At 60.2% G+C, this 23,605-nt stretch carries 21 protein-coding genes; 16 read left to right on the top strand and 5 right to left on the bottom strand.

Annotated elements, in window-relative coordinates; translation table 11 throughout:
• Position 1 precedes the first annotated feature (1 nt).
• The 4 genes from Q1A32_RS02020 (at position 2) to Q1A32_RS02005 (ending at position 5,978) form a co-directional block, all read left to right on the top strand.
• Positions 2–3,073 carry a glycoside hydrolase family 38 C-terminal domain-containing protein gene (locus tag Q1A32_RS02020; protein WP_299648782.1) on the top strand — a complete coding sequence of 1,024 codons (3,072 nt, stop codon included), beginning with the start codon at positions 2–4 and terminating at the stop codon, positions 3,071–3,073.
• Between the two features lie 642 nt (positions 3,074–3,715).
• Complete coding sequence (locus Q1A32_RS02015; RefSeq protein ID WP_299648779.1) at positions 3,716–3,946, top strand: hypothetical protein; 231 nt, start codon at positions 3,716–3,718, stop codon at positions 3,944–3,946.
• The gene (locus Q1A32_RS02010) at positions 3,939–4,853 is read left to right on the top strand and encodes an MBL fold metallo-hydrolase (RefSeq protein WP_299648776.1); all 915 of its coding nucleotides are present in this window, start codon (positions 3,939–3,941) and stop codon (positions 4,851–4,853) included. The genes Q1A32_RS02015 and Q1A32_RS02010 overlap by 8 nt, the downstream gene beginning before the upstream one ends.
• Positions 4,854–4,955: 102 nt before the next feature.
• Positions 4,956–5,978, top strand: a complete 1,023-nt coding sequence (locus tag Q1A32_RS02005) for a hypothetical protein (protein WP_299648773.1) — start codon at positions 4,956–4,958, stop codon at positions 5,976–5,978.
• Here the strand turns inward: Q1A32_RS02005 and Q1A32_RS02000 are convergent.
• Complete coding sequence (locus Q1A32_RS02000) at positions 5,944–7,500, bottom strand: winged helix-turn-helix domain-containing tetratricopeptide repeat protein (protein WP_299648770.1); 1,557 nt, start codon at positions 7,498–7,500, stop codon at positions 5,944–5,946. The genes Q1A32_RS02005 and Q1A32_RS02000 overlap by 35 nt on opposite strands.
• Positions 7,501–7,648: 148 nt before the next feature.
• Between Q1A32_RS02000 and Q1A32_RS01995 the strand changes: the two genes are divergently transcribed.
• From Q1A32_RS01995 to Q1A32_RS01970, 6 genes are all read left to right on the top strand, one after another.
• Complete coding sequence (locus tag Q1A32_RS01995) at positions 7,649–8,578, top strand: homocysteine S-methyltransferase family protein (RefSeq protein ID WP_299648767.1); 930 nt, start codon at positions 7,649–7,651, stop codon at positions 8,576–8,578.
• A 105-nt stretch (positions 8,579–8,683) separates the two neighbouring features.
• On the top strand, positions 8,684–9,343 hold the full coding sequence (locus tag Q1A32_RS01990) for a hypothetical protein (RefSeq protein ID WP_299648764.1): 660 nt from the start codon (positions 8,684–8,686) through the stop codon (positions 9,341–9,343).
• A gap of 80 nt (positions 9,344–9,423) precedes the next feature.
• The gene (locus tag Q1A32_RS01985) at positions 9,424–10,020 is read left to right on the top strand and encodes a GNAT family N-acetyltransferase (protein WP_299648760.1); all 597 of its coding nucleotides are present in this window, start codon (positions 9,424–9,426) and stop codon (positions 10,018–10,020) included.
• Positions 10,021–10,108: 88 nt separating this feature from the next.
• The gene (locus tag Q1A32_RS01980; protein ID WP_299648757.1) at positions 10,109–11,605 is read left to right on the top strand and encodes a cytochrome-c peroxidase; all 1,497 of its coding nucleotides are present in this window, start codon (positions 10,109–10,111) and stop codon (positions 11,603–11,605) included.
• A gap of 179 nt (positions 11,606–11,784) precedes the next feature.
• The gene (locus tag Q1A32_RS01975) at positions 11,785–12,702 is read left to right on the top strand and encodes a lipid A-modifier LpxR family protein (RefSeq protein ID WP_299648754.1); all 918 of its coding nucleotides are present in this window, start codon (positions 11,785–11,787) and stop codon (positions 12,700–12,702) included.
• A 155-nt stretch (positions 12,703–12,857) separates the two neighbouring features.
• Entirely contained in the window at positions 12,858–13,922 is a 1,065-nt protein-coding gene (locus Q1A32_RS01970) for a Hint domain-containing protein (protein WP_299610004.1), read from the top strand.
• A gap of 82 nt (positions 13,923–14,004) precedes the next feature.
• On the opposite strand, the gene Q1A32_RS01965 is transcribed toward Q1A32_RS01970, so the two are convergent.
• The 3 genes from Q1A32_RS01965 to Q1A32_RS01955 form a co-directional block, all read right to left on the bottom strand.
• Positions 14,005–14,934: a sterol desaturase family protein gene (locus tag Q1A32_RS01965; RefSeq protein WP_299648751.1), complete on the bottom strand. Its 930-nt coding sequence runs from the start codon at positions 14,932–14,934 to the stop codon at positions 14,005–14,007.
• Complete coding sequence (locus Q1A32_RS01960) at positions 14,931–15,320, bottom strand: hypothetical protein (protein ID WP_299648748.1); 390 nt, start codon at positions 15,318–15,320, stop codon at positions 14,931–14,933. The genes Q1A32_RS01965 and Q1A32_RS01960 overlap by 4 nt, the downstream gene beginning before the upstream one ends.
• A gap of 171 nt (positions 15,321–15,491) precedes the next feature.
• Positions 15,492–16,058: a TlpA disulfide reductase family protein gene (locus Q1A32_RS01955; protein WP_299648745.1), complete on the bottom strand. Its 567-nt coding sequence runs from the start codon at positions 16,056–16,058 to the stop codon at positions 15,492–15,494.
• Positions 16,059–16,082: 24 nt separating this feature from the next.
• Here Q1A32_RS01955 and argH point away from each other — a divergent pair, with 24 nt between their 5' ends.
• From argH to Q1A32_RS01930, 5 genes are all read left to right on the top strand, one after another.
• Entirely contained in the window at positions 16,083–17,474 is a 1,392-nt protein-coding gene (argH, locus tag Q1A32_RS01950; RefSeq protein WP_299648742.1) for an argininosuccinate lyase, read from the top strand.
• On the top strand, positions 17,471–17,647 hold the full coding sequence (locus tag Q1A32_RS01945; RefSeq protein WP_299610017.1) for a hypothetical protein: 177 nt from the start codon (positions 17,471–17,473) through the stop codon (positions 17,645–17,647). Before argH ends, Q1A32_RS01945 begins: the two co-directional genes overlap by 4 nt.
• Positions 17,648–17,650: 3 nt before the next feature.
• On the top strand, positions 17,651–17,968 hold the full coding sequence (locus Q1A32_RS01940) for a DUF2834 domain-containing protein (protein ID WP_299648739.1): 318 nt from the start codon (positions 17,651–17,653) through the stop codon (positions 17,966–17,968).
• A gap of 37 nt (positions 17,969–18,005) precedes the next feature.
• Positions 18,006–19,271, top strand: a complete 1,266-nt coding sequence (lysA, locus tag Q1A32_RS01935) for a diaminopimelate decarboxylase (RefSeq protein ID WP_299648736.1) — start codon at positions 18,006–18,008, stop codon at positions 19,269–19,271.
• Between the two features lie 85 nt (positions 19,272–19,356).
• On the top strand, positions 19,357–21,963 hold the full coding sequence (locus tag Q1A32_RS01930; RefSeq protein ID WP_299648733.1) for a TIGR02302 family protein: 2,607 nt from the start codon (positions 19,357–19,359) through the stop codon (positions 21,961–21,963).
• A 3-nt stretch (positions 21,964–21,966) separates the two neighbouring features.
• On the opposite strand, the gene Q1A32_RS01925 is transcribed toward Q1A32_RS01930, so the two are convergent.
• Entirely contained in the window at positions 21,967–22,779 is an 813-nt protein-coding gene (locus Q1A32_RS01925) for a zinc-ribbon domain-containing protein (protein ID WP_299648730.1), read from the bottom strand.
• 147 nt (positions 22,780–22,926) lie between these two features.
• Between Q1A32_RS01925 and Q1A32_RS01920 the strand changes: the two genes are divergently transcribed.
• Positions 22,927–23,604 (top strand): cell division ATP-binding protein FtsE, encoded by a 678-nt coding sequence (locus Q1A32_RS01920; protein WP_299610028.1) that lies wholly within the window; start codon positions 22,927–22,929, stop codon positions 23,602–23,604.
• The last annotated feature ends 1 nt before the right edge of the window (position 23,605 follow it).

Genomic DNA, 23,605 nt, shown 5'->3' with positions numbered 1-23,605 from the left:
GATGGGCGGGCGCTGGCCCTTCACCGAAGAGAAGATCGCCTCGCGGCTGGCATTGATCGCGCCTTATATCTTCCGACGAAAACGACCTTTGCCGCCTTTCAGGCTGATGCCGCTCACCGGGGCGATGATCGATGCGCCGATCTGCGCTGACCCCACCAATTGGGAGGAGGTTCCGCATGAAAGCTATTGGGGTCAAACCGATCTGAATTTCGTTCTCAAAAGCAGTTTCCGGGTTCCGCAGGATTGGAATGCAAAACATCTGGCATTGCATCTGCCGCTTGGGGAACTGGGTGATATCTTCAACCATCCCGAAGCTCTTGTTCACATCGATCAGGTTCCTATTGGATCGGCAGATCGGTATCACCACACGCTGCCGCTGAGCGCTGCAGTGTCCGATGGCGCAGAACATGTCCTGTCACTTCACGGATGGACCGGGTTGGCAGGATGGCCACCCGCTCCTGCGAGCAAGGCAAAACTGTTCATGGGAACGCCTTCGTTGGTTGAACGGGACGAGGGGCTCTTGGCATTTCATCAACTGGCAAATGCTGCGCTCGACACAGTTTCGGTCTTGGAGCCAGAGCGCGAGGAGCGCCAATCTCTTTTGGCAGCGCTCGATCAAGCGTTCAAAGTGCTCGATACCCGCGATCCGATTGGCGATGATCTATACAATTCGGTCGCCGCAGCACATGCCGCCCTTGATGCAGGCATAGCGGCTGCGGGCCAACCCCTTGACGTGACCCTGCATGGGATCGGTCACGCACATATGGATATTGCCTACCTGTGGCCGATCTCTCAAATCCGTCTAAAAAATGCCCGGACCTACTCCAACGTTCTGAGATTGATGGAGGAGGAGCCTGACTTCAAATTCTCCCATTCGCAACCACAACTCTACGCGATGACTGCCGAGGACTATCCGGTGCTGTTTGAGCAAATCAAAGCCCGCGTGGCGGAGGGCAGATGGGAGGTCATGGGCGGCATGTGGGTCGAACCGGATCTTAACATTCCCGGACCCGAAGCTTTGGTCCGCCAACTCACATTGGGGCGCCAATACTTCCGTGACACGTTCGGGGACGTGGAAACACCGGTTCTGTGGCTTCCCGACACGTTTGGATTTCCGGCCCAAATTCCGCAGCTTATGCAACTTGCCGGGCTCAAGTGGTTTGTGACGAACAAGCTGAACTGGAACCAGAAGAACAAGGTTCCATGGTCCACCCATCATTGGGAAGGTCTGGATGGAAGCCGCGTGCTCGCCCATATCCTGACGACGCCCAGAGACGTGCAATACCTGCCATTCCCGACAAATTACAAAAGCGATCTGAGCGCCGCCGAGGTTCTGGGCACGTCAAATGACCCGACAATTCCCGCTCAGATCAACACGCTGCCGATCTGCTACGGGTATGGCGATGGCGGGGGCGGACCGACCGAGGATTTGCTGGCCAAGGCGCGTGCATATGGAGACATGCCCGGCATGCCGAAACTCAAGATGAGCACGGTCCGGGAGACATTTGAGCACATTGAGGCAAGCGCTGCCGATTTGCCCGTATGGACCGGCGAGCACTACATGGAAGGCCATCGCGGCGTTCTGACGTCGCAGGGCTGGATCAAGAGAGCGAACAGACGGGCCGAGCAAGCGCTTCACGAGGCCGAAGCCTTGTCTGCTATGGCCGGTTCGACACCAGATTTGTCCGAAGCCTGGCGCTTGCTGTGCCTCAACCAGTTCCACGACATCGTCACAGGCACCTCGGTTCCATCGGTTTTTAAGGATGCACGTCGTGACTTTGCAAAGATCATGGAGATTGCAGAGCGCGCCGCAGCGCAGGCCGCCACTGCATTGCGCGCGTCCAGCCCCGCAATTGCAAACACGTCACCTATCTCGGGCGCGCGGGTGATCTTGCAGGACGGGCCCGGCTCTGAGGACGGGCAGGCGGTTGAAGATGGCACGCTGCTGTTCTTCGAGATGCTACCAGCGTATTCCGTGACGCCGACTTCGAATGCCATGCTGCCTGCAAAACCTGTTTGCGTTGAGCAAAACGACGCAAGCGTCGCTTTGGAAAACGCATACTTGCGGGTAGAGATCGCGCCGAACGGACAGCTGACCCGCGTATTTGATAAGACAACCGGATGCGACTTTCTGAAATCCGGTTGCACCGGTAATCAACTACAAACCTTCGAGGATCGTCCGATTTGCTGGGACGCGTGGGACATAGACCCGCATTTCGAAGATCGGATGGAGATCTTTTCAGGCGCAACCACATTTGAAATCGTGGAGCGAGGTCCGATCAGGGCGAGCGTTCGCGTCACGACGCGGTGGCGGTCGAGTGTCATAACGCAAAAGATCACTCTGTGCGCCCATTCCAACCGGATCGATTTCGTTACAGATGTTGATTGGCACGAACAGCACACGTTGCTCAAAGCCGCCTTCCCAACCGCCGTCCAGGCACCCTATGCACAATTTGATATTCAATGGGGTCATGTCGAGCGGGCAACCTCGCGTGAGAGTTCCTTCGACGCCGCGCGCTTTGAGGTTCCGGCTCAAAAATGGGCAATGCTCACGACATCTGAGCTTTCCGTCGCTGTCCTGAATGACTGCAAATACGGCTATGACGTCCATGATGACACGATCAGGATCACCCTCATCAAGTCCTCAACCGCTCCGGATCCCAATGCGGATCAAGGCCCGCATACGTTCACGTACAGCCTGTTGCCATTTACAGGAAATGATCGGCACAGCCTTGATCGCGAAGCCTATGACCTGAACTCTAATGCGCGTTTCCTGCCCGCCGATAGCGGCGCAAGCGATGCTCATTCTCTCTTTCGATCCATTGAAACGCGCAATGTGATTGTCGAAACGCTCAAACCAGCTGGAGATGGAAATGGCATTGTGCTCCGCATGTTCGAGGCGGCAGGCCAAGAGGCAGTGGCCAGTATCACGTTTGTCCCGCAAATCCTGACTGCCTCAATCGTCGATTTCTGGGAACAGGACGTGTCGCCGATTTCGCATGATGAACACCGGGTAGAACTAAAATTGCGGCCTTTTGAGATTGTCACTTTGAGAGTTGTTCTGAGCCCTTAGAAACGCGCAAAGCCATGCCGCGTAAGTTGATCGTTTGATTGTTTGACCTGCATGTAAGTCCGTTTCGCTCCAACCGGGATCAAAGGAGGTCCCGAAAAAAATTCCGTGTCCTTTCCTGCAATTGTCACAGTGCTTCGCCCGAACTTACCGCATGCGTCCGCTTCGGGCCTTTTTAACAATGTGCCCAAAAAACGATCTCTCGCATTGGTTGACTCCGATTGACTCTGCGGAACGCAACGTCGAAGACTTCTTTCGTTCCGTGAGTGGTGACCTTTTTTGGGGAGCTGGAACGCGTCGGGGCGTGAAATTTCTGCACGTCCCGGCAACGGAACCAAAGCCTTGCAAATGCTAATCGCTACCTTTCGGAATGCAGCCGCGCAGTGCGTTACACTCTGGTCCTGCACAGGTTTCCTAAAAAGAAATCCATTCGGGCATGACCATTTCCCCATGAAGGCGAAACAGTTACCGCTCAATGACTTTGCGTGAGACGCTAAGTATCGCGTGGCGGTTCTCACGAACGTTGACGCAAGCCGTAACGCCTGTTTGCGCGCAGATACGCGGTATTCTGAAAAGGAAAACGACAGAATTTGTATCATCTGATCGGCGTGCGTTCAAAGGTGGAACGATCTGAAGGAGCGTATGATGACATATCACAACCTCGATCATGACGCCGGCATTCCTGTGCAGCCCAACCTGGTGAGGCTCGTGGGATCGCTGTTCCCGATCCTGTTCGGAGCCATGCTGTTCGATCACGCAGCCAACGGCTGGCAGTATCCTGTCTTTCTCATTGCAGCATCGTTGGCCGTTTTCCTGCCGCACGGTCATACGTCACCGGGCGCGGCAGGAGATGCAAGTGGAGGTCGCCATGTCTGACGACCCCGTATCGCGCCGAGCCGTTGTGCAAAGCATTGCCGCATCAACCTTATTGTCCGGGATTCCAATCATGTCTTATGCCGAAACAGCCTTTACCCAGCGGATGACGGTGGGTGACCTTACCGTGACAGCCCTGTCTGACGGCCACTTCGATCTGCCTGCGGAGGCGTTCCAGAATGTGGGCACGCATTCTCTTGCATCAAGCCTGCGCGCGGGCGCGACGCTTTGGGCCATTTCGACCGGCACCCGGTCGATCCTGGTGGATGCCGGGTCGGGCGACTTCCTCAAGGCGAAATACCCGGCGACAGGCCAGATGGTTGAACGGTTGACTGCTGCTGGGATCAACCCGAAGACTGTATCGGACATCATCGTCACGCACATGCACGCTGACCATATCGGTGGTCTCATGAAGGATGGGCAACCAGTCTTCCCGAATGCGGTGCTGCATATGTCCGAAGTCGAATGGACCTATTGGACCGCCGAAGACCGCCCATCAAATGTGCCTGCAGGACAAAAGCCACTTGCCGGATTGATCCAATCCATCGCCAATGGTCTGCCGTACGCGCGACAATTGCATGCCGGTGCTGCGGATTTGGGGGAGGGGGTGCGGCTGGTGCCTGCACCGGGTCACACCCCGGGCCACGCAATGGTGCACCTGTCATCGGGTGCTGATCAGCTCTTGCTGCTAGGTGACGCTATGATCGCAGGTCCGCTGCAATTTGAACGGCCGCAAGTGACTTATGTTCTGGACAGCGATCCGGAGCTCGCGCTGCAAACGCGGCTTGCGCTATTCGAACGAATAGTCGCCGACGAAGTTGCATTCTGCGCCACTCACTTGAACGGTCTGGGCAAAATGCGCCTGGAACGTGCGGGCGATAGCTATCAGGGATATCAGGCTGACGCATAAGCATAGCGGTGCCAATCGATCCGGCGCACAACACGCCTGTTGATGCGAATGCTTGAGGTTCGGACTGTAATGGTGTGCTCTCCGCTTGCAGGAGGGGGCAGTTTGAGTCGCTTTGTCGGGATTGCGGTACTGTGCTTTGGTGCCGTGCTGATCAACACTTTGCCAATCTGGGTTGGGGTTCTTGGCAGCTACCCGGCTCTGACCAAACGTATGGCCGGAGCATTCGCAAGTCTTGTTCTGGTGTCTGCGGCGCTGACCTGCGCAGGCGTTGGCGCTGCGATGCTGTCGCGCTTGGCACGGTTTCTCGTTGTGCTTGCGCTCGCGCTGATTGCCTTCGGACAGGACGCTCCAGCGATTGTCCTTGCAGTCGGCTGTGTGGGGCTAGGAGGCGCGATAGGCCATTTGACGCGGCAAGCCCTCGGGGCAATTCAGGCGTCTACAGAGGGTCTGAAAGCCATCAGCACAGCGTTGTCACTTGGTCTGGTCGTATCGCTGCTGTTGTATCTGCTGGTTCCTTCTTTAGATGCGTCGCCCTTGGTTCTGCTGCTGGTCCTATCGCTGCCGCTGGTGCTTTTGCCGGGCGACGCGGTCCCATCCGATCTCGGCAATCCGGCATTTACCCATATGCTGGCCTTGCCACTCAGATATATCGGGTTTTTCGTGATGATGGGTGCGTATTGGACGTTTCTTGACCTTTTCGGTGGCCGGTTCAATGACGCCGACGCTGTCAACCTTTGGCTCCTGGGAAGCCTCTTGTCCGGCGCTTGTGGGTCACTGCTTGCGGCAAGGATACCTGAAAGGTTGCGCCCACGTATGCAGATCATCGGCGTGCTGATCGCGGCGACGACGGGTGCTGCAAGCTATGTCGCCGCCGATCTGTCGATCTTTGGGGTCACGATCATCGCCAATGGTTTTGCCTTGTTCATGTTCTTTCCGCTTTATCTGCAAGGTGCGGGCAAACAGATGCCACAGGCCATGGCCGGTTACCTGTTGGGTTTCGCGACCGGAGGGGCCGTCGGTGCGGTGGTGATCCAAATGGGCGGATACCAGACCTTGGCCGTGGTCATCCTGCTGTCGGGGCTGCTCGGTCTCAATCCAGCGCGGCGGCGGCTGGTTCCGAAATAACCAGACCAGCGGCGCGCCAATGGGCGAGGGCTGATGCAGCAAGGTCTGCATTGGCATCCCACATGCCCAACTCTTCATGAACGCGGTGTTCGAATTCCGGAAAAACGGCGCGCAAGGCAACCACTTCGGCGGCTGCCCTGTCATGATGCCCAAGTGCCGAATGCAGCCAGATCAAGTGCGCATGATACCAGTAAAACCCGGGCATCGGGACCTTCTGCACCTCCACAAGCGCTGCTTCAAACATATCAAGGCGCGCATACCGCCAAGTCTTTGCAAAGTGATACCATCCCGGATGCTCGGGGCTGATCTCCATTGCTCGGTCCAAAAGGCGGATCGCATCATCTTCGCGGCCCAGAAACGCATAGCAATGTCCGATCTCCGACAGGACATCCGAGTTTCCCGGGTTCAACTGCAAAGCCTTGTCTGCGGCTGCGTCAAAACCGGGCACGTCCATGGCAAACAGGCGACACATGGCCAGCGCCACTTGTGCAAAAGCGTTTCGATTGTCCGCCTGCACCGCATGTTCCGCAGCGGATGTGGCCAGAGACAGCGCATCAACGCCTGCGCGCTCGTTCACATGGTACCGGTGCTCTTCCAGCAGCAGAACCGCGTAGGCGGCCCAACCACTGGCCGACTGCGGGTCACGTTCCAATGCGGATGGAAAGGCCGCGCGCAACTCCGCGTGAAGTACGGGATCATAGGTGCGGTAGAACCTTCGAAAGTCGGCCACGAGACGAAACATCTGCCAACTGGAGTGCTGATCCTGACGGTGTGCAGTCTCGGCCGTGGCTTGTGCAACCGGGCCATGGGGCCCGGCAAGCCGACCCGCGCACATCTGGGCAATCTGGTCTTGGACGTCAAACACGGATGCAACGGTTGCGTCGCGGTCAAACTGCTCGGTCACAACCACCGTCCCGTTTTCTGTCGACATCAACTGAACGGAAACGCGGATGCGTTCGGGTGTCATGCGAACGCTGCCCTCCACGACGAAATTGACATCATAGCGGCTGTGGATGGTTGTGGGGTCCAGCTTGGCTGCCTGAATGACATCGGACGTCGTGCGGGACAGCACGCTCAGCCCGCGGAAGCAGGACAGGCTTGTGATGATCTCATCGGTCAGCCCGTCGCAGACATATTCCACATCGGGGGCGCGGCTGGTGTTCCGAAAGGGCAGGACCAGCAGGCACGGCATCGCGCTGCGCGTTTGCGTCGGTGCATCGTCGACATCCAGGGCAAGCTGAAACCCGACGCCATGTACCGTCTTGATGATCCGCTGTGCCGCACCGGTGTCGCCGACAGCCCGGCGCGCCTCCTTGATCGCGGTGGACAGGGTGGCTTCCGTGACGATGCGTCCATCCCAGACTTTGTCGACCAACTGATCCTTGGTCACGACATTGCCGCCCGCGTCGACGAGAACGCGCAGGATGCCGAGCGGTTGGCGGGTGAGTTTCCGGACAGCGTCGCCGTCGCGCACCGTCATCTTGTCGAAATCGATTTCCGCGTCGGCAATGCGAACTTTCATGCGGCGTCCACCGGTTTGTACGTCATTTGATCCCAACTCTCAGACATTCTCAGAGTCTTCTCAGGTTTGCCTCAAGCATCGGCGCACGATGCCCCCTAACTCTCTGCCACGACACCAACGCTTAGAAAAGCCGCAGAAGGGGACGACCATGAAATACCGCAATGCACTGCCGCAAATGAACGGCACGCAGATGATCACAGATGGCGGTCTCGAAACAACACTCATCTTCCATGATGGGCTTGAGCTTCCCCTATTCGCTGCGTTCAAAGCACTCGAATCCGACAAGGGGCTTGCGGCGATTGATGCCTACATGACGCGCTTTGCCGACCTTGCATGCCGCGAACGGCGCGGGTTTGTCATGGACACCCCCACGTGGCGGGCAAGCGCCCGGTGGGCTGCCGAACTCGGTATGACCCAAGAGACGCTGCGCGCAGTGCATCAGGAAACCGTCTGTACTCTGATCCGTCTCAGAGAGCGGTTCGAGCACCCTCAGACAAGTCCCTTTGTGGTCAATGGGGTGATCGGACCACAAGACGATGGCTATGCGCCCAGCAGCACCCTGACAGCGGATCAGGCGGAAGCCTATCATTGCGTGCAAGTGGGCTGGTTCGAAGAATTCGGGGCGGACATGGTGTCGGGGATCACGATGACCTATGTCGACGAAGCCATTGGCATCGCATCTGCAGCAAAGTCGCGAAACATGCCTGTCTCCATTGCGTTCACGGTCGAAATCGACGGCGCCCTGCCGTCGGGCCAAAGCCTGCGGGATGCGATCCAAACGGTGGACGATGCGACCGGCGGCTACCCTGCTTACTACATGATCAATTGCGCACATCCGGACCACTTCTCGCACGTTTTGAACGGCGACTGGACGAGGCGGATCATGGGCCTCCGCGCGAATGCGTCCCGCCTTAGTCACGCAGAACTGGATGTGGCGGACACGCTGGATGATGGCGACCCGCAGGAATTGGGCGATCTGTATGCACAGCTGGCGCATCTGCTGCCCAATCTCACCGTCTTGGGCGGATGTTGCGGAACAGATCACCGCCACGTGGCCGCGATCTGCGCATCCACCTGACGAACTTTCGGGCCTTTCCGAGGCTCTCACCCAACAGTCGTGCGTGGCCCGGTGCAACGCGCTCTGTGAACTCTATCTGACACAATCAAACTCAAGGAATTTCAAATGCTTAAATCAACACTGTCTACCCTGGCCCTCCTCGCCACCACTGGCTTTGCCCTCGCCGAGGGGGCCTTGATGTCCTTTGACATCGCAGAAGATCACACGCGGATCTTCATGGCCGCAACGCCGCTGCACGAAAACGGAATGCCTGCCCACGGCAACGCTTTCCTCAGCCAGGGGTACATCTACCCCGCTGGTACGCTGAAGGACGGGACCGCCGGTGTCCTGAAAGATGGCAGCGCGGCCTTCCCCGACCTCGTGCTGGGGACATGGACCTGCGATGGCTACTTTGTCGGTGAAGCTGGCAACGCGACCTCTGGCGTGTGGGTGATCTCCCGACAGGTCTTTGCCTTCGAAGACGGCGATCAGATCATCACGCAAGGCACCGAGATCGCGGATATCGGTCAGAAGAACCTGCGCCCGATCACCGGTGCAACGGGTCACTATGCCGAGATCGAAGGTGGCCTCGTGCAGACCACGCTGGGCTTCAACGAGTTCATGGCGATCAGCGCCACGTTCGAATTTGAACGTCCGATCGAAGACCATGCGCACCGGGTGGACCCCGCGTCGTCGGACCATCTGCCATCGGAAGACGACCATCTTGAGTGGGACTCCGGTTTCCCAGTGGGCCCGGTGGAACCGCGATTGAACAAGTTCTTCTAACCACGCGTGCCCCCCTTGTCCGCACCGGCGGATCAGGGGGGCGCAGTCATACGCCATCTCCAATTTCCACGAGTGATCACATGAAAGACTTTACAGAATTGAATTTTCGACCAGCAGAGACGGGCGACGCCCTGTCTTTGGCCAAACTCATAGATATCGCCGGCGAGGGCATTCCAAACTGGCTCTGGTCGCACTCCGCAGAAGCCGGGCAATCCGCACTTGATGTGGGCGTCAATCGCGCCCGGCGCACCACCGGTGGATTTTCATACACAAATGCACGCGTCGCCGAGCGTTTCGGCGACATCGTCGGCATGGTGCTGATGTACCCGATCGCGACGATGCCGGACGCAGATGTTGACGAACTGCCGCAACCGATTGTCCCATTTGTCGAGCTGGAACAGCTGTCGGTCGGAACCTGGTACGTCAATGCCTTGGCCGTTTTACCACATGCGCGCGGTCTGGGGATCGGAACCGCATTGATGGCAGATGCCGAACAGGCGGCGCGCTGCAATGGCTACGACTGGCTCAGCATTCAGGTGTACGAGCAGAACAGCGGTGCGGTCCGGCTGTACGAAAGGCTGGGGTATTCACTGGCTGCGCGTTCACCCGTTCTTAGCCACCCGTGCGCCCCGTACTACACCGGCGATGTCCTCATGCTTGAAAAGACACTGGCCTGAAGCGCTGCTCCCTACGGGCCGCTATCGCATGACCAGAACAGCGTGGACCACTCAATTGACAGACGCCCCCCATCCTTCGGAGCTTCTTATGCCACGAATATACCCGAACAGACATTTCATTGCGGCCGTCTCTTTCGCGGCGTTGGCCATGGCTGCCGTTGGTCTCGCAACTGCGGGATCCGACACATCCCTCCCGCTTCCGGCCCCGGTGAAAGACAGCGATTACCTCTACGATGGTGCACCGCCCGGCGCGTTGGTCGAGTTGGGGCGCAACTTGTTCTTCGACCCGATCCTGTCGGGGAACCGGAACATATCGTGTGGGACATGCCATGACCCTCAGTTGGCGTCTGGGGATGGGTTGGCCCTTGGTATTGGTGAGGGTGGCGACGGTGCAGGCACGCATCGCGTGACGCGCGATCCGGTGACTGGCCGCGTGCCGCGCAATGCGCAGGCATTGTGGAATGTCGGCGCAAAAGAATATGTGAGCCTCTTCCACGACGGACGGGTGGAGGTTTCAATCCAAGGCGGCGGTGGACGAAGGTTCCGCAGTCCGGCTGAGCAGGAGTTACCAGATGACCTGCCGAACCTCCTGACGGCGCAGGCTTTCTTTCCCGTGGCTTCCCCCATCGAAATGGCTGGTCAGTTCGGTGAAAACCCGGTGGCCGATGCCGCAGCAACCGAAAATCGGGCCAAAGTCTGGGATTTGCTTGCGGCGCGCGTGGCCGACATACCAGCGTATTTCGCGATGATGCAGACCGCGTTCCAGGATTTGCACACACCCAAGGACGCGACATTCGCGCATATTGCCGAAGCTCTGGCTGCATTTCAGTCCACTGCATTCCGGTCAGACAACGCGCCGTTCGACCGGGTTCTGCGAACGGGCGATACCTCGCACCTGTCGCCAATGGCCCAAGCGGGACTTTCGTTGTTCTATGGCAAGGCCCGGTGTGCCACGTGCCACAGCGGCCCCTTCCTGACCGATCACGGGTTTCATGCAATCGCCGTTCCGCAGATTGGGCCGGGCAAAGGCCATGGCGACGATTTAAGTTATTGGCGGGACACTGGTTTCCCGGGGCGGCAGGAAGATGAAGGGCGGTATCGCGTCACGTTGGACCAAGATGATCTGTTTGCCTTTCGCACACCGTCCTTGCGCAATGTCGCGTTGACGGGTCCGTGGGGTCATAGCGGTGCCTTTGACACGCTCGAAGGGGTGATCAGGCACCATCTGCATCCAGAGGCGAGTCTGACTGCGTTCAATGCATCGCGGGTCGAACTGCCAAAGCTGGACGATGTGCTGCGCATGTCCGGTCGCGGAACCCAACTGGGTTTTGTTGCGGTCGATTCATCACGGCGTGCGGAGTTTGATATGCGTGACAGACGCGTCATGGAAACGCCGAAGCTGCGGGATCGAATTTTGACAGCGAACCAGCTTGCGCCTATTGACCTGACGGACACTGAAGTCAGGGATTTGGTGGCATTTCTGAAGACACTGACCGATCAGACAGCAGAAAATCCATCAGATGTCGTGCCGTTGGACGTGCCGTCGGGCCTCCCCCCGCAACCACGGGCTTTGCCAGAGGGATAAGGAAATTTGAGATGTTTGAAAGCTGATCGGGAATTTGCCGTCTGTGACCCCAACTCCTGCCATGCGGCGGCCAAGCAGGCTGACTTTCCGTAACTGTGGCGCATTCACACTAGGCAAACTATTGCCGAACACGCTATGCGTGTTTTTGCCCGGGGGGGCACGTTGATCGGGGCATCCTGATGCTGAAACTTCTGACCGCCGCGCTTTGCGCGACGATCTGCCTTTCGGGTTTGGCCGAAGCGCAGGACCGCCAACGCCTTGGGTACGGGCGCCTGCTGACCAATGATTTCTTTGGCGATGGCGAAGACCGCTGGCGCACCGGGGGCTTTCAGTCGTCGCGTGTTTGGGGGCCTGCGTGGGAGGGGATGGCACCGTCAGGCTTTGGCCAATTGCTTGAACTGCGGCTCGCGGCCGAGATTCTGGCACCTGATGACATCCGCACACCCGATCCAAGCGACAGGCCGTATGCGGGTGCTTTGTCCATCGGTTTGCACACCCATTTCGCGCGCGGTCCGATGGAGTATTCCGTGGGCGGCGACGTCGTGTTTCTTGGTCCCCAGACCCGGCTTGATGAATTTCAGGACGCCTTTCACGACACGTTCAACATCGTCCCACCGTCCGACGCTGTGCGGGACGCACAGATTGAAAATGACATCCGACCCAATCTGGTGGCCGAGGCCGGGCGCAGCTTTCAAGTTGGAAAGGCGTCGTCCCTCCGCCCCTTTGTCGAGGCGCGCGCAGGCGTGGAGACGCTTGTGCGGGCAGGTGTCGATTTCACTTATGGCGGGCTCGGGCAGGGCGAACTTCTGGTGCGCGACGGGGTCAGCGGACAACGATACCGCGTTGTTCAGGCGGACTGGACTGGGTTCAGCTTTGTCGTCGGTGCGGACATTGCCCGTGTAAGCGACAGTGAGTTTCTGCCGTCCGAGCGTGGCATCGGGCTGGAAGAGACGCGCGAACGGGTGCGCGCCGGTGTCATGTGGCGCAGCGAGACGGGCATCTCAGGCTTTTACGGGCTGACGTATTTGGGCGAGGAATTCGAGGGACAGGACGAAGGCCAGATTGTCGGTGCCATCCGTTGGCGTGTGCCGTTCTAGCTTACGTTGAAACGGGTCAGGTCAAGCGAATTGACCGGCAACATGATGTTTATCGCGCAACACACTGGAATATGTCACAAAACCGGACTTCACAGACAGAATCCGCTTTGTTAACCTCAGATCAATAAAAAAAAGACAAGGCAGGCATACAGGCAATGGAAACGGGCTTTCGAGGCACGTTTGTCATCTCCTGGTCGCAAACTGAAGTGGACGGTCTTGAGGCCGCACCTTTGCCGTCATTGGCGGTGGGTGCTGCTTGGGCTTGGCGTGGGGACGCTGTTCGTGTGGACGGACCACAAGATGTATTGCGCTTGGACAGGGCAAACGGAGAAGACGCAATTCGCCGCAAAGCGGCACGGATGGTTCACCGCCTGGTGGGTGCGGCCATCGACAACAAGCCACTGATATCAGACCCGGCGGATGCCGATCCCCTGATGACGGACAGCAGTTTCGTGGTCACCGACGGTGCCAAGAGTTACACTGTCACAGTGATTGAAGTAGGGCGCGGAGCGCCTCCGCTTTTGATGTTTCTTGATGATATTCCGCCGCGCAAGACGGACCTGTGGGTGGTGCATCACACGATCAACACGGCCCAGGGTGATCCGACCCCGGACGGGTCGGGCGGCGTGATTTGCTTTACACCCGGAACATGTATCGACACACCGGACGGCCCGCGCCGCATCGAAGATCTGCGTGAGGGTGACAAGGTGCAGACGCAGGACAACGGTGCACAGGAAATCCTGTGGACGGGCAGCCGTCGCATGACGGGCGCCCGCCTTTTTGCGATGCCCCGCCTGCGCCCTATCCGTATCGCGACCGGGGCCCTTGGCGTAGAGAGGCCGGATCAGGAATTGCTGGTGTCGCCCGAACATCGGATGCTGGTCAAAGGCGATGTTGCTCGCGATCTTTTTAACACGCCGGAAGTGTTGGTGGCCGCCAAGGATTTGATCAACGGCTCGACCATCACCGTGGATCTGAAGGCGCGTGAGGTCACTTACGTCCACCTGCTGTTGCCTCGGCACGAAGTGCTGCGCGCCAACGGGGTCGAGACGGAAAGCTTCCACCCGGCCAACACCGCCCTGTCCATGTTGAACGATGAAGATCGGTCGCGGCTGGTGTCGGCGATGCCCAACCTCGAACACGATCCGCACACCTATGGCAGCTATGCCCGCCGCAACCTCAGTGCGAGCGAGGCCGCGATCCTGAACCACGCAGCGTAATCCAAAGGACGCTGCGCGACGCTATTTTCCAAGGGGGCTCTGCCCCCAAACCCCCGGGATATTTCTGGCCGAAAGAAAGACGCTAGGTGAAGCCGGTGGTGCCCGTGTCCCCGGGGGTGCGGGCAAGGTGCCTGGCCTTGATCTGTTCGGATGTCTCTCGTGATCCGTCATGGCTCCAACCCGGTGGGGCGATGGCATATAATATGCGCTGTCTGAGTGTCAGACCCTTTGCCGTGACGTCTTTCCAGATGCCGACCCATTCATGGAAGGCCACGCGGACCGGATTGAATGTGCCCAGATTTTGGACCAGCCCGTAGTCCGGCTTTTCGCTGTCGAGTTCGGGTACGAAGGTGCCGAACATCTTGTCCCAGATGATGAAGACGCCCGCATAGTTTGCGTCGAGATAGCGCGCATTGCGGCCGTGATGCACCCGGTGGTGGCTGGGCGTGTTCATGATGGCCTCGACCCAGCGGGGCAGCTTGCCGATGGCTTCGGTATGGATCCAGAATTGGTAGATCAGGTTCAGCCCGCCGACGAACAGCACCATGGCCGGGTGAAAGCCCAGCAGGATCAGGGGTGCGCGCACGACCATCATGAAGGTGAACGTGCCTGTCCAGGTCTGACGCAAGGCGGTGGTCAGGTTGTAGTGCTGGGATGAGTGGTGGTTCACGTGGCTGGCCCAGACCCAGCGGATGCGGTGCCCGAACCGGTGGACCCAGTAGTATCGCAAATCGTCGAGGACAAAGCAAAGCAGGACAATCCATACGCTTGTGCCCAGATCGAGCGGTGTCAGGGCCCACAGCCACATGAAGAAGCCCCACGCGATGAAGCCCAGAAGGATCCCGGAGGCCACATTGCCCGCACCCATGATCAGGGAGGTGACGGCATCGCGCGTCTCGTACCGCCCACCGCGGCCCTTGATCACGATCCATGCCAGTTCGATGGCGATGGCCGCGATGAAGAACGGCACGGCGAGTTGCACGACGTCTGGATAGGTGAGGTCGGCCATCATGTTTGAGTGATCCAGTTTTGCCAGTCTTGTTGCTCGTCCGCACTCAGAGTGAGCCGCACCTTGGGTGCAGCATAGTCGTTGAGGTGCAGAATGGTTTTGGTGCCCTTGGTCTGCAATCTCTCCGCACCGCTCAGGCGGCGGGCACAGGTGTCTGCCCCCATCTGCCATATAATGCCGTTGCCGTGCCCCGAGGTGATACGCGCCGTGCGTCCGTCTTGGGTGATCTGGAGGTCTTTGATCGCGTCATCCGGATGAGCGCGCAGCCATGCCGCATGGGCCGTTTGGGTTGTGAAGGGCGAGGCCTTTGACAAGCCAAGCAGGTGCAGCGCAAGGGCAATGCCCGCGATACCACCGACAACCAAAATCAACAGGATGTGCAAGGGCACGGCCTGATCCTCCCTGTCCGCAGTTCAGCGGTGAGAGCGGCACAGGGTCAAGCGTGGCGTTGCGTCAGCTTGGGGCAGGAGGCTGGAGGCGGTTACCAAATGGTAACCGCAACTCTTTGTTAATAAGTGTTAATCTTACGTGCGCGGGGTGAGCGCCGCTTCTGCTGCTGCCTAACTGCTTTCGTCCGCTATCAGCTTCGCAATGATTGCTTTTGCACTGTCCGACGACCAGTCCGCATCGCCACGCAGGCGCGCAATCTCGCGGCCTTCGGGGTCGATTATCACGGTTATGGGCAGGCCAAAGATGCCCATTTGGGCGGCCAGCTTCTGTTTGGGGTCCTGATGGCGGGGCAGGTTGGTGGCGTCGATCTCTTCCAGAAACTTCACGATGGCGGCCGGGTTGTTGCGGCCCGTTGCGATGGTCACAACTTCGAAATCATCGCCGCCGAACTGGGTCTGCAATTCGGACAGCATCGGCATTTCGTGCCGGCAGGGGGCGCACCACGTGGCCCAAAAGTTCACCAGAATATGCTTGCCTTCGTAATCGGCCAATGTGCCTTCGCCCGCGCCATCGGCCAGATCAAAGGCTTGTTTTGACACGGCTTCGGGCGTGCCGTGGAAAATCAGCTTTTTCATGTCGCCGTCGCGCAGGGCGGCGGCAGCGTCCGTGTCGGCATGCCCGGGAATTGCGCCCACGCTCAGGGCCATGTAGAGGGCTGCGGTAACAAGCTTATTCATCATATTCCTCAAGGTGGCACGTTCATGTCCGACAAAACCGCGAATGCAATGTGGGGTGGCCGTTTTGCGGCAGGGCCAGATGCGATCATGGAGGCAATTAATGCCTCGATCGGATTTGACCAGCGCATGGCGTCCCAGGACATCGCAGGCTCGCGTGCCCATGCCGCCATGTTGGGCGCCACCGGCATTCTGGACGATAAGGACGTTGAGGCGATCCGGGAAGGGCTTCTCACGGTCTTGTCAGAAATCGAGGGCGGGACGTTCGCGTTTTCGACCGCCCTTGAAGACATCCACATGAATGTGGAGGCGCGGTTGAAGGACCTGATTGGCGAGCCGGCAGGGCGCTTGCACACTGGCCGGTCGCGCAATGATCAGGTGGCGACCGATTTCAAACTGTGGGTCCGCGACCAATTCGATGCCGCTGAAGGCGCGCTGTTGTCCCTGATCGCAGCCCTGTTGGATCAGGCAGAGGCGGGCGCCGATTGGGTCATGCCCGGCTTCACCCATTTGCAAACCGCGCAGCCTGTCACATGGGGCCACCACATGATGGCTTATGTCGAGATGTTCGGGCGCGACCTTTCCCGAGTACGAGATGCCCGGTCCCGGATGAACGAAAGCCCACTTGGCGCTGCCGCGCTGGCAGGCACGTCTTTCCCCATTGACCGTCAGATGACGGCAGGGGCGCTGGGGTTTGACCGTCCGTCCGCCAACTCGCTCGATGCCGTGAGTGACCGCGACTTTGCGCTGGAGTTTCTGAGCACAGCCAGCATCTGCGCCATGCACCTGAGCCGCTTCGCGGAAGAGCTGGTGATCTGGTCCTCGGCCCAGTTCCGCTTTGTCACCTTGTCGGATCGCTTTTCGACCGGATCGTCCATCATGCCGCAAAAGAAAAACCCCGACGCGGCAGAGTTGATCCGCGCCAAGGTGGGCCGGATTTATGGTGCCAACACCGCGCTCATGATGGTGATGAAGGGGCTGCCGTTGGCCTATTCCAAGGACATGCAGGAAGACAAGGAACAGGTCTTTGATGCGGCTGACAACTGGATGCTGGCGCTGGCGGCCATGGACGGGATGGTGCGCGACATGACCGCCAACCGCGAGAGCCTTGCCGCTGCGGCGGGGTCTGGCTTTTCCACTGCAACTGACCTGGCGGACTGGCTGGTGCGGGTGCTGGGCTTGCCTTTCCGCGATGCGCATCACATCACCGGCAGCCTCGTTGCGCTGGCCGAAACCGAGGGTTGCGATCTGCCCGATCTGTCGCTGGATCAGATGAAAACCGCCCATGAGGGCATCACCGAAGGCGTGTTTGACGTTTTGACCGTGGAAAATTCCGTCGCATCGCGTACAAGTTATGGCGGCACTGCGCCAACCCAGGTGCGCGCGCAGGTCGCCCGGTGGAGAGAGGTGATCGCATGATCCGTATCATTTGTGTCTTGTCGCTGATGGCTCTGGCCGCCTGCGGTGCTGATGGTGAGCCGGTGCAACCCCATGGCGGTGTGAGCATCGGGATCGGGTCTGGCGGTGTGCACGCGGGGGGCACGGTGGGTGTCAGCCGTGGACCGCTGGCCGTCGGTGTGAGCCTGTTCTGATCCATGGCTCCGGTGCGCATGATCTATCTTGGCCTTGCCATCTGGGGGGCCATCCATCCGATGTACTATTTCATCAGCTGGTTTCAGGCCAACACCTGGGACATCATGGCGATGGTGGATGCGTGGCATGTGAACACGGCCACCAGCGGTCTGGTCTGGGACCTGACCATTGCGGCGCTGGCGCTGACGATCTGGATCATCTCCGAAGTCTCAGTGCGCCAGAACTGGTCCGCGCTGATCGCCATTCCTGCAACATTCTGCATCGGCGTCAGCTGCGGCCTGCCTTTGTACCTGTTTTTACGGTCCCGCCCCGTCACCTGATTGATCCTGACGCGCAGCACCGCTAAAGGCGCTTGTCATGGATCATTTTCTGTACCGCGATGGCGTTCTGCACGCCGAGGACGTCCCGGTGGCTGACATTGCCGCCACCGTGGGCACGCCGTTCTATGTTTATTCCACGGCCACGCTGCTGCGCCACTTCACGCTGTTTGACGATGCACTCGACGGTATGGACCATCTGGTCTGCTACGCGATGAAGGCGGCCAGCAATCAGGCGATCCTCAAGACGCTGGCCCAAGCGGGCGCAGGCATGGACGTGGTGTCGGGCGGCGAATACGCGCGGGCCAAGGCCGCAGGCGTGCCCGGCGAAAAGATCGTGTTCTCGGGCGTCGGCAAGACCGCAGATGAAATTCGCATGGCGCTGAACGGCGGTATCCGCCAGTTCAACGTGGAATCCGAGCCGGAGATGGAGGTGCTGAACCGTGTCGCGGGCGAGGTGGGCGCGCGTGCCCCAATTACCATCCGCGTGAACCCGGATGTGGATGCCAAGACCCACGCCAAGATCGCGACCGGGAAATCCGAAAACAAGTTCGGCATTCCGATCGCCCGCGCGCGCGAGGTCTATGCCATGGCGGGTGCCATGGATCATATCGAAGTCATCGGCATCGACGTGCATATCGGCAGCCAATTGACGGACCTTGCCCCGTTCGAACTGGCCTACCAGAAAGTGGCCGAACTGACCGTGCAACTGCGCGAAGATGGCCACGACATTCGCCGCCTCGATCTGGGCGGTGGCCTTGGCATCCCCTACGCCCGCTCGAACGAAGCGCCCCCGCTGCCCACCGACTATGGCGCGCTGATCAAGCGCACCGTCGGCCATCTGGGCTGCGAGATCGAGATCGAGCCCGGTCGCCTCATTTCAGGCAATGCCGGGCTCATGGTGTCTGAAGTGATCTATGTGAAGTCGGGCGAGGGACGCGATTTCCTGATCCTCGACGGGGCCATGAACGACCTGATCCGGCCCGCCATGTACGAAGCACACCACGACATCGTTCCGGTGATCGAACCCGCACCGGGCACGGAACAGGCACCTTACGATATCGTGGGCCCGGTCTGCGAATCCGGGGATACCTTTGCCAAACAGCGCATGATGCCGCCGCTTGCCGCCGGGGACCTTGTCGCGTTCCGCTCGGCCGGAGCCTATGGCGCAGTGATGAGCAGCGAATACAACACGCGGCCCCTGATCCCCGAGGTTCTCGTCAATGGCGATCAATACGCGGTGATCCGCGCACGTCCGACCTTTGACGAAATGATAAATCGCGATACCATCCCGGAGTGGCTCTGACCCGTTCAGCGCCTATATAAGGTACAGGCGCTATGGTGCGCCGCGCCACCGGCAGTGGCTCAGCCTCCGGCAAGGGACGCGATGAATGGCCAGTTTCTCCAGACATGACGTGCGACGTGGGCTGAAAGCATTGCGCTGGCCGCTGGCGCTCACACGCGCAGGCATGTTTGCAGAGGCGTTCTGGCAGGCCACCTGGCCCCTTGCGACGGTTGTTCTGGCTGTTCTCGCGGTGCTGATGCTGGGCCTGCAAGACAGTGTGATGGTCGAACTGGTCTGGGGCTTGGGTGTCGTGGCGGCCTTGGCGGTCGCGGGCACATTGATCTACGCGCTCCGCCGGTTCCGCATTCCGACACGTGATGCGGCGCTGGTTCGGCTGGATGAAACGCTGCCCGGTCGTCCCATTCAGGCGCTTATGGATGAACAGGCCGTGGGGGATGGCGATGCAGCCTCGACCGCCGTCTGGCGCGCGCATCAGGCGCGCATGGCCGAACGGGCGGCACAGGCCCAAGCGGTGCCGGCAGACCTGCGCATTGCCCGCCGCGATCCCTATGCGCTGCGCTATGTGGCGGTACTGGTCTTTGCGGTGGCTTTGATTTTCGGTTCGATCTGGCGCGTAGGGTCGGTGGCCGACATGGCCCCCGGCGCGGGCGACGGCTTGGCCACTGGCCCTGTGTGGGAAGGCTGGGCCGAAAGCCCGCGCTACACCGGACGGCCCACCATCTATCTCAACGACATTGCCGAAGGACCCTTGGAAGTGCCTGCAGGGTCGCTGATCACGCTGCGGCTTTATGGTGAGGTGGGCGCGTTGACCATTGCTGAAACGGTGTCTGGCCGGATCGGCGAAGTGCCCCCGGCCTCTGATCCCGAACAGGATTTCACCGTCATTCAATCAGGCGAGATTGCGATAAATGGCCCGGGCGGTCGCACATGGTCGGTCGCAGTCTTGCCTGACGCCGCCCCCAACATCGCGGTGCTGGACGGCCCCGAAGCGACAGCGCTGGGCGAGATGACGCTCCCCTTCACGGCCTCCGACGATTACGGCGTCGAGGCGGGCGAGGCGCGGTTCGCGCTTGATCTGACAGAAGTCGATCGCCGCCACGGTCTGGAAATTGCACCCGAACGGCGCCCGGAAATCACCGTGTCCCTGCCCATGCCCTTTACCGGCGACCGGACGGAGTTCGAGGAAGCGCTTGTCGAAGACTTCTCAGAACATCCATGGGCGAACTTGCCTGTCACCGTTGTGATGACGGCGCTTGATGCGGCTGAGCAGCAATCGGAAACCGAACCGGTCCAGATGATCCTGCCGGGGCGGCGTTTCTTTGATCCGATGGCCGCGTCGATCATCGAACAGCGTCGGGACCTGCTTTGGTCAAAGGACAACAGCAGACGCGTGGCCCAGATCCTGCGCGCAGTGGCCCATCGCCCTGATGACGTGTTCCGCCGCGAGGTCGATCAACTGCGCCTGGGCCGTGTCATCGAACGGCTTGAGACGCTGGCCAGCTACGGTCTGACGGATGAGCAACAAGAAGACCTGTCACGCGACATGTGGGACCTTGCCCTCGGGATTGAGGAAGGGGACCTGTCGGATGCGTTGGAACGGTTGCGCCGCGCCCGCGAACGGCTGGAACAGGCAATGCGCGATGGCGCCAGCCCCGCCGAAATCGAAGAGCTGATGCAAGAGCTGCGCCGGGCGACCGACGATTATATGCAGCAATTGTCTCGGCAGGCGCAGCGGGACCGTGAAAACGGCGAAGAAAACCAGCAAAACCAGCAGCAATCGCAAAATCAGATGCAGATGTCGCAGGACGACATCCAGCGCATGATGGACCGTATTCAGGAACTGATGGAACAGGGCCGCATGGCCGAGGCCGAACAGGCCCTGCGTGAGTTGCAGGAGATGCTGGAGAACATGCAAGTCACCCAGGGGCAAGGCGGCGATGGCCAAAGCCCGGGTGAGCAGGCCATGGAAGGGTTGGCAGAGACGTTGCGCGAACAGCAAGGGCTGAGCGATCAGGCATTCCGTGACTTGCAGGAACAGTTCAACCCCGATGCTCAGGCCGGTGAAAGCCAGGGCAACGAGGGTCGCAGTGGTGGTCAGGGCCGGGGCGATCAGCACAGCCAGGGCGGTGAAGGTCAGGGCGAACAGGGCGACAGTCAGGAAGGTGGCGAAGGCGACCAGCAGGCCGAAGGGCAAGGCGAGGGATCGCTTGCCGACCGCCAGCAGGCCTTGCGCGACGAGTTGAACCGCCAGCAGCGCAGCTTGCCCGGTGAGGGCACCCCCGAAGGTGATGCCGCGCGTGACGCGCTCGACCGGGCTGGCCGCGCCATGGACGGGGCCGAAGAGGCGCTGCGTCAGGACGATTTTGCCGAGGCCATCGACAACCAATCGCAAGCCATGGAAGCGCTGCGCGAAGGCATGCGCGCGCTGGGCGAAGCGATGCAGCAGGAACAGCAGAACGCACAGCAGGGCCAAGGCACGTCCGAAAGCGACCGCCGCGCCGAAGCGCGCGATCCGCTGGGCCGTGATCCGGGGACCAATGGCGGCGTCGGCACCGAAGAGGGGCTGTTGCAAGGCGAGGACGTGTATCGCCGCGCGCGCGACCTGCTGGACGAAATCCGCCGCCGGTCAGGCGACGGCGAACGCCCGGATGTCGAACTGGACTATCTCAAGCGCCTGCTGGACCGGTTCTGAGGGCTATTCGCCCTCGGCAGCCGTCAGATTGTCAAGCCAGGTGAGGCCCGCCGCAACCTGACCGTCAAGCCACACGCGGGCACTGTCCACTTGGGCGACATAGGCGCTCAGGAACGGATCTGCCTGCGGCACGGACTGTGCAATGGCAGGTGCAAAGACATAGATTGCACCCAGGATCAGGGCCAACAGCACCATCAGCATAAAGCCGCGGCGGAAGCCTGATTTGCGCGGTGCCAGTTCGGCAGGGTCGGCCGCAGCATCCGCCGCCGGGGCACCCTGACGATCACCGGTGGAGCGCAGGGTCGAGTTGATCTCTTCAATGTCCGGCAGCAGGTCCCGACGAGAACCGATCGCAGCCGCCGTGGCAACTGCTTCGGACACCTGTTCGGGGGCATCCGTTTCCTCACCCCGCATGCGGGCCATGCGTTCGCGCGCTTCACGCGCCCGGCGGTCGGCCTCGGTCTCTGCAGTATCAAGGCCAAGGTCCGGCTGGCTTTCCAACCCTTCGGTGTCCGTTGCGCGGGCCTGTGCTTCGATCTCGGCCTCCTGGCGCAGAATGTCGGCGACGGAGGGGTCCAGCTCGCGGCGCTGCGGCTCGGGCGCTTCGGCGCGTTCTTCGTCTTCGGCAGGCGTATCGTCGGGCGGCGCCAGATCGGCAGGCGCTTCGTCCTCCTCGGGCTCGGCAGGCGCGTGATCAGGATGGTGCTGAAACCACGTCTGGCCGCAGTTGGAGCATTGGACATCGCGCCCTTCGGAAGGGATCACATCATCCACAACCTCGTATTGCGCATCGCAATTGGGACAAATCAGCCGCATTTCGGATCCTGCCTCGGTTTTGAGTGTCACCATATGTTGTAGGCGGTGTTCAGAAAAGTCATAACTGCGACCACCGCTGTCGGAGCATTCAGATTGAATCCGGCATGGTGCTGAGGCACAACAGGTGCCAAATGGGCGAGGGCACGCGTGATCGAGCTGGAAAATGTGGCGTACAGCTATGGCGGGGGCGAGCTTTTGTCCGATATCTCGGTCAAGCTGGCCCCGGGATCGTTCCACTTTTTGACCGGGCCGTCGGGCGCGGGCAAGACCACATTGCTCAAGCTGTGTTACGGGGCCTTGCTGCCCACATCGGGCCGGGTTCAGGTCTTTGACCGCGATGTGCGGTCACTTGAGCGGGACGCAGTGGCCCGCATGCGCCGCCGTGTCGGGGTCGTCCATCAGGACGTGCAATTCCTTGATCACCTGCCGGTGTCGGACAACGTGGCCCTCCCGCTGACCGTATCGGGACGGCAGGCCGAAGCCGCAAACGGTGACCTGACAGAGCTGATGGCGTGGGTGGGCTTGACCGAACGCGCGGACGCCATGCCGCCCGAACTGTCGGGTGGCGAACGGCAACGGGCGGCGCTGGCACGGGCTGTCATCATGTCTCCGGACGTGGTTCTTGCGGATGAGCCCACCGGCAACGTCGATTGGGAGATGTCTCAGCGCTTGCTGACGCTGCTGGTCGAGCTGAACAAGATGGGCAAGACGGTCCTGATTGCCACCCACGACCTGTCGCTGATCCGGGCGGCCAAGGCACAGGTGCAGGCGCGGGTTCTGCGCATCTCGAACCGGCGGGTGCAGCTTGCGGGGGCGGACCTGTGAA

The organism is uncultured Tateyamaria sp. (genome assembly GCF_947503415.1).
Taxonomy (GTDB): Bacteria; Pseudomonadota; Alphaproteobacteria; order Rhodobacterales; family Rhodobacteraceae; genus Tateyamaria.
Note: the sequence above shows the minus strand (reverse complement) of the source record. Positions and strands in the feature narration are given on the sequence as shown.

Excerpts from the sequence above, each read along its gene's own strand:
- Q1A32_RS02020 (WP_299648782.1), top strand. The coding sequence starts at position 2 with ATGGGCGGGCGCTGGCCCTTCACCGAAGAGAAGATCGCCTCGCGGCTG.
- Q1A32_RS02015 (WP_299648779.1), top strand. The coding sequence starts at position 3,716 with ATGACATATCACAACCTCGATCATGACGCCGGCATTCCTGTGCAGCCC.
- Q1A32_RS02010 (WP_299648776.1), top strand. The coding sequence starts at position 3,939 with ATGTCTGACGACCCCGTATCGCGCCGAGCCGTTGTGCAAAGCATTGCC.
- Q1A32_RS02000 (WP_299648770.1), bottom strand. The coding sequence starts at position 7,500 with ATGAAAGTTCGCATTGCCGACGCGGAAATCGATTTCGACAAGATGACG.
- Q1A32_RS01995 (WP_299648767.1), top strand. The coding sequence starts at position 7,649 with ATGAAATACCGCAATGCACTGCCGCAAATGAACGGCACGCAGATGATC.
- Q1A32_RS01990 (WP_299648764.1), top strand. The coding sequence starts at position 8,684 with ATGCTTAAATCAACACTGTCTACCCTGGCCCTCCTCGCCACCACTGGC.
- Q1A32_RS01985 (WP_299648760.1), top strand. The coding sequence starts at position 9,424 with ATGAAAGACTTTACAGAATTGAATTTTCGACCAGCAGAGACGGGCGAC.
- Q1A32_RS01980 (WP_299648757.1), top strand. The coding sequence starts at position 10,109 with ATGCCACGAATATACCCGAACAGACATTTCATTGCGGCCGTCTCTTTC.
- Q1A32_RS01975 (WP_299648754.1), top strand. The coding sequence starts at position 11,785 with ATGCTGAAACTTCTGACCGCCGCGCTTTGCGCGACGATCTGCCTTTCG.
- Q1A32_RS01970 (WP_299610004.1), top strand. The coding sequence starts at position 12,858 with ATGGAAACGGGCTTTCGAGGCACGTTTGTCATCTCCTGGTCGCAAACT.
- Q1A32_RS01965 (WP_299648751.1), bottom strand. The coding sequence starts at position 14,934 with ATGATGGCCGACCTCACCTATCCAGACGTCGTGCAACTCGCCGTGCCG.
- Q1A32_RS01955 (WP_299648745.1), bottom strand. The coding sequence starts at position 16,058 with ATGAATAAGCTTGTTACCGCAGCCCTCTACATGGCCCTGAGCGTGGGC.
- argH (WP_299648742.1), top strand. The coding sequence starts at position 16,083 with ATGTCCGACAAAACCGCGAATGCAATGTGGGGTGGCCGTTTTGCGGCA.
- Q1A32_RS01945 (WP_299610017.1), top strand. The coding sequence starts at position 17,471 with ATGATCCGTATCATTTGTGTCTTGTCGCTGATGGCTCTGGCCGCCTGC.
- Q1A32_RS01940 (WP_299648739.1), top strand. The coding sequence starts at position 17,651 with ATGGCTCCGGTGCGCATGATCTATCTTGGCCTTGCCATCTGGGGGGCC.
- lysA (WP_299648736.1), top strand. The coding sequence starts at position 18,006 with ATGGATCATTTTCTGTACCGCGATGGCGTTCTGCACGCCGAGGACGTC.
- Q1A32_RS01930 (WP_299648733.1), top strand. The coding sequence starts at position 19,357 with ATGGCCAGTTTCTCCAGACATGACGTGCGACGTGGGCTGAAAGCATTG.
- Q1A32_RS01925 (WP_299648730.1), bottom strand. The coding sequence starts at position 22,779 with ATGCGGCTGATTTGTCCCAATTGCGATGCGCAATACGAGGTTGTGGAT.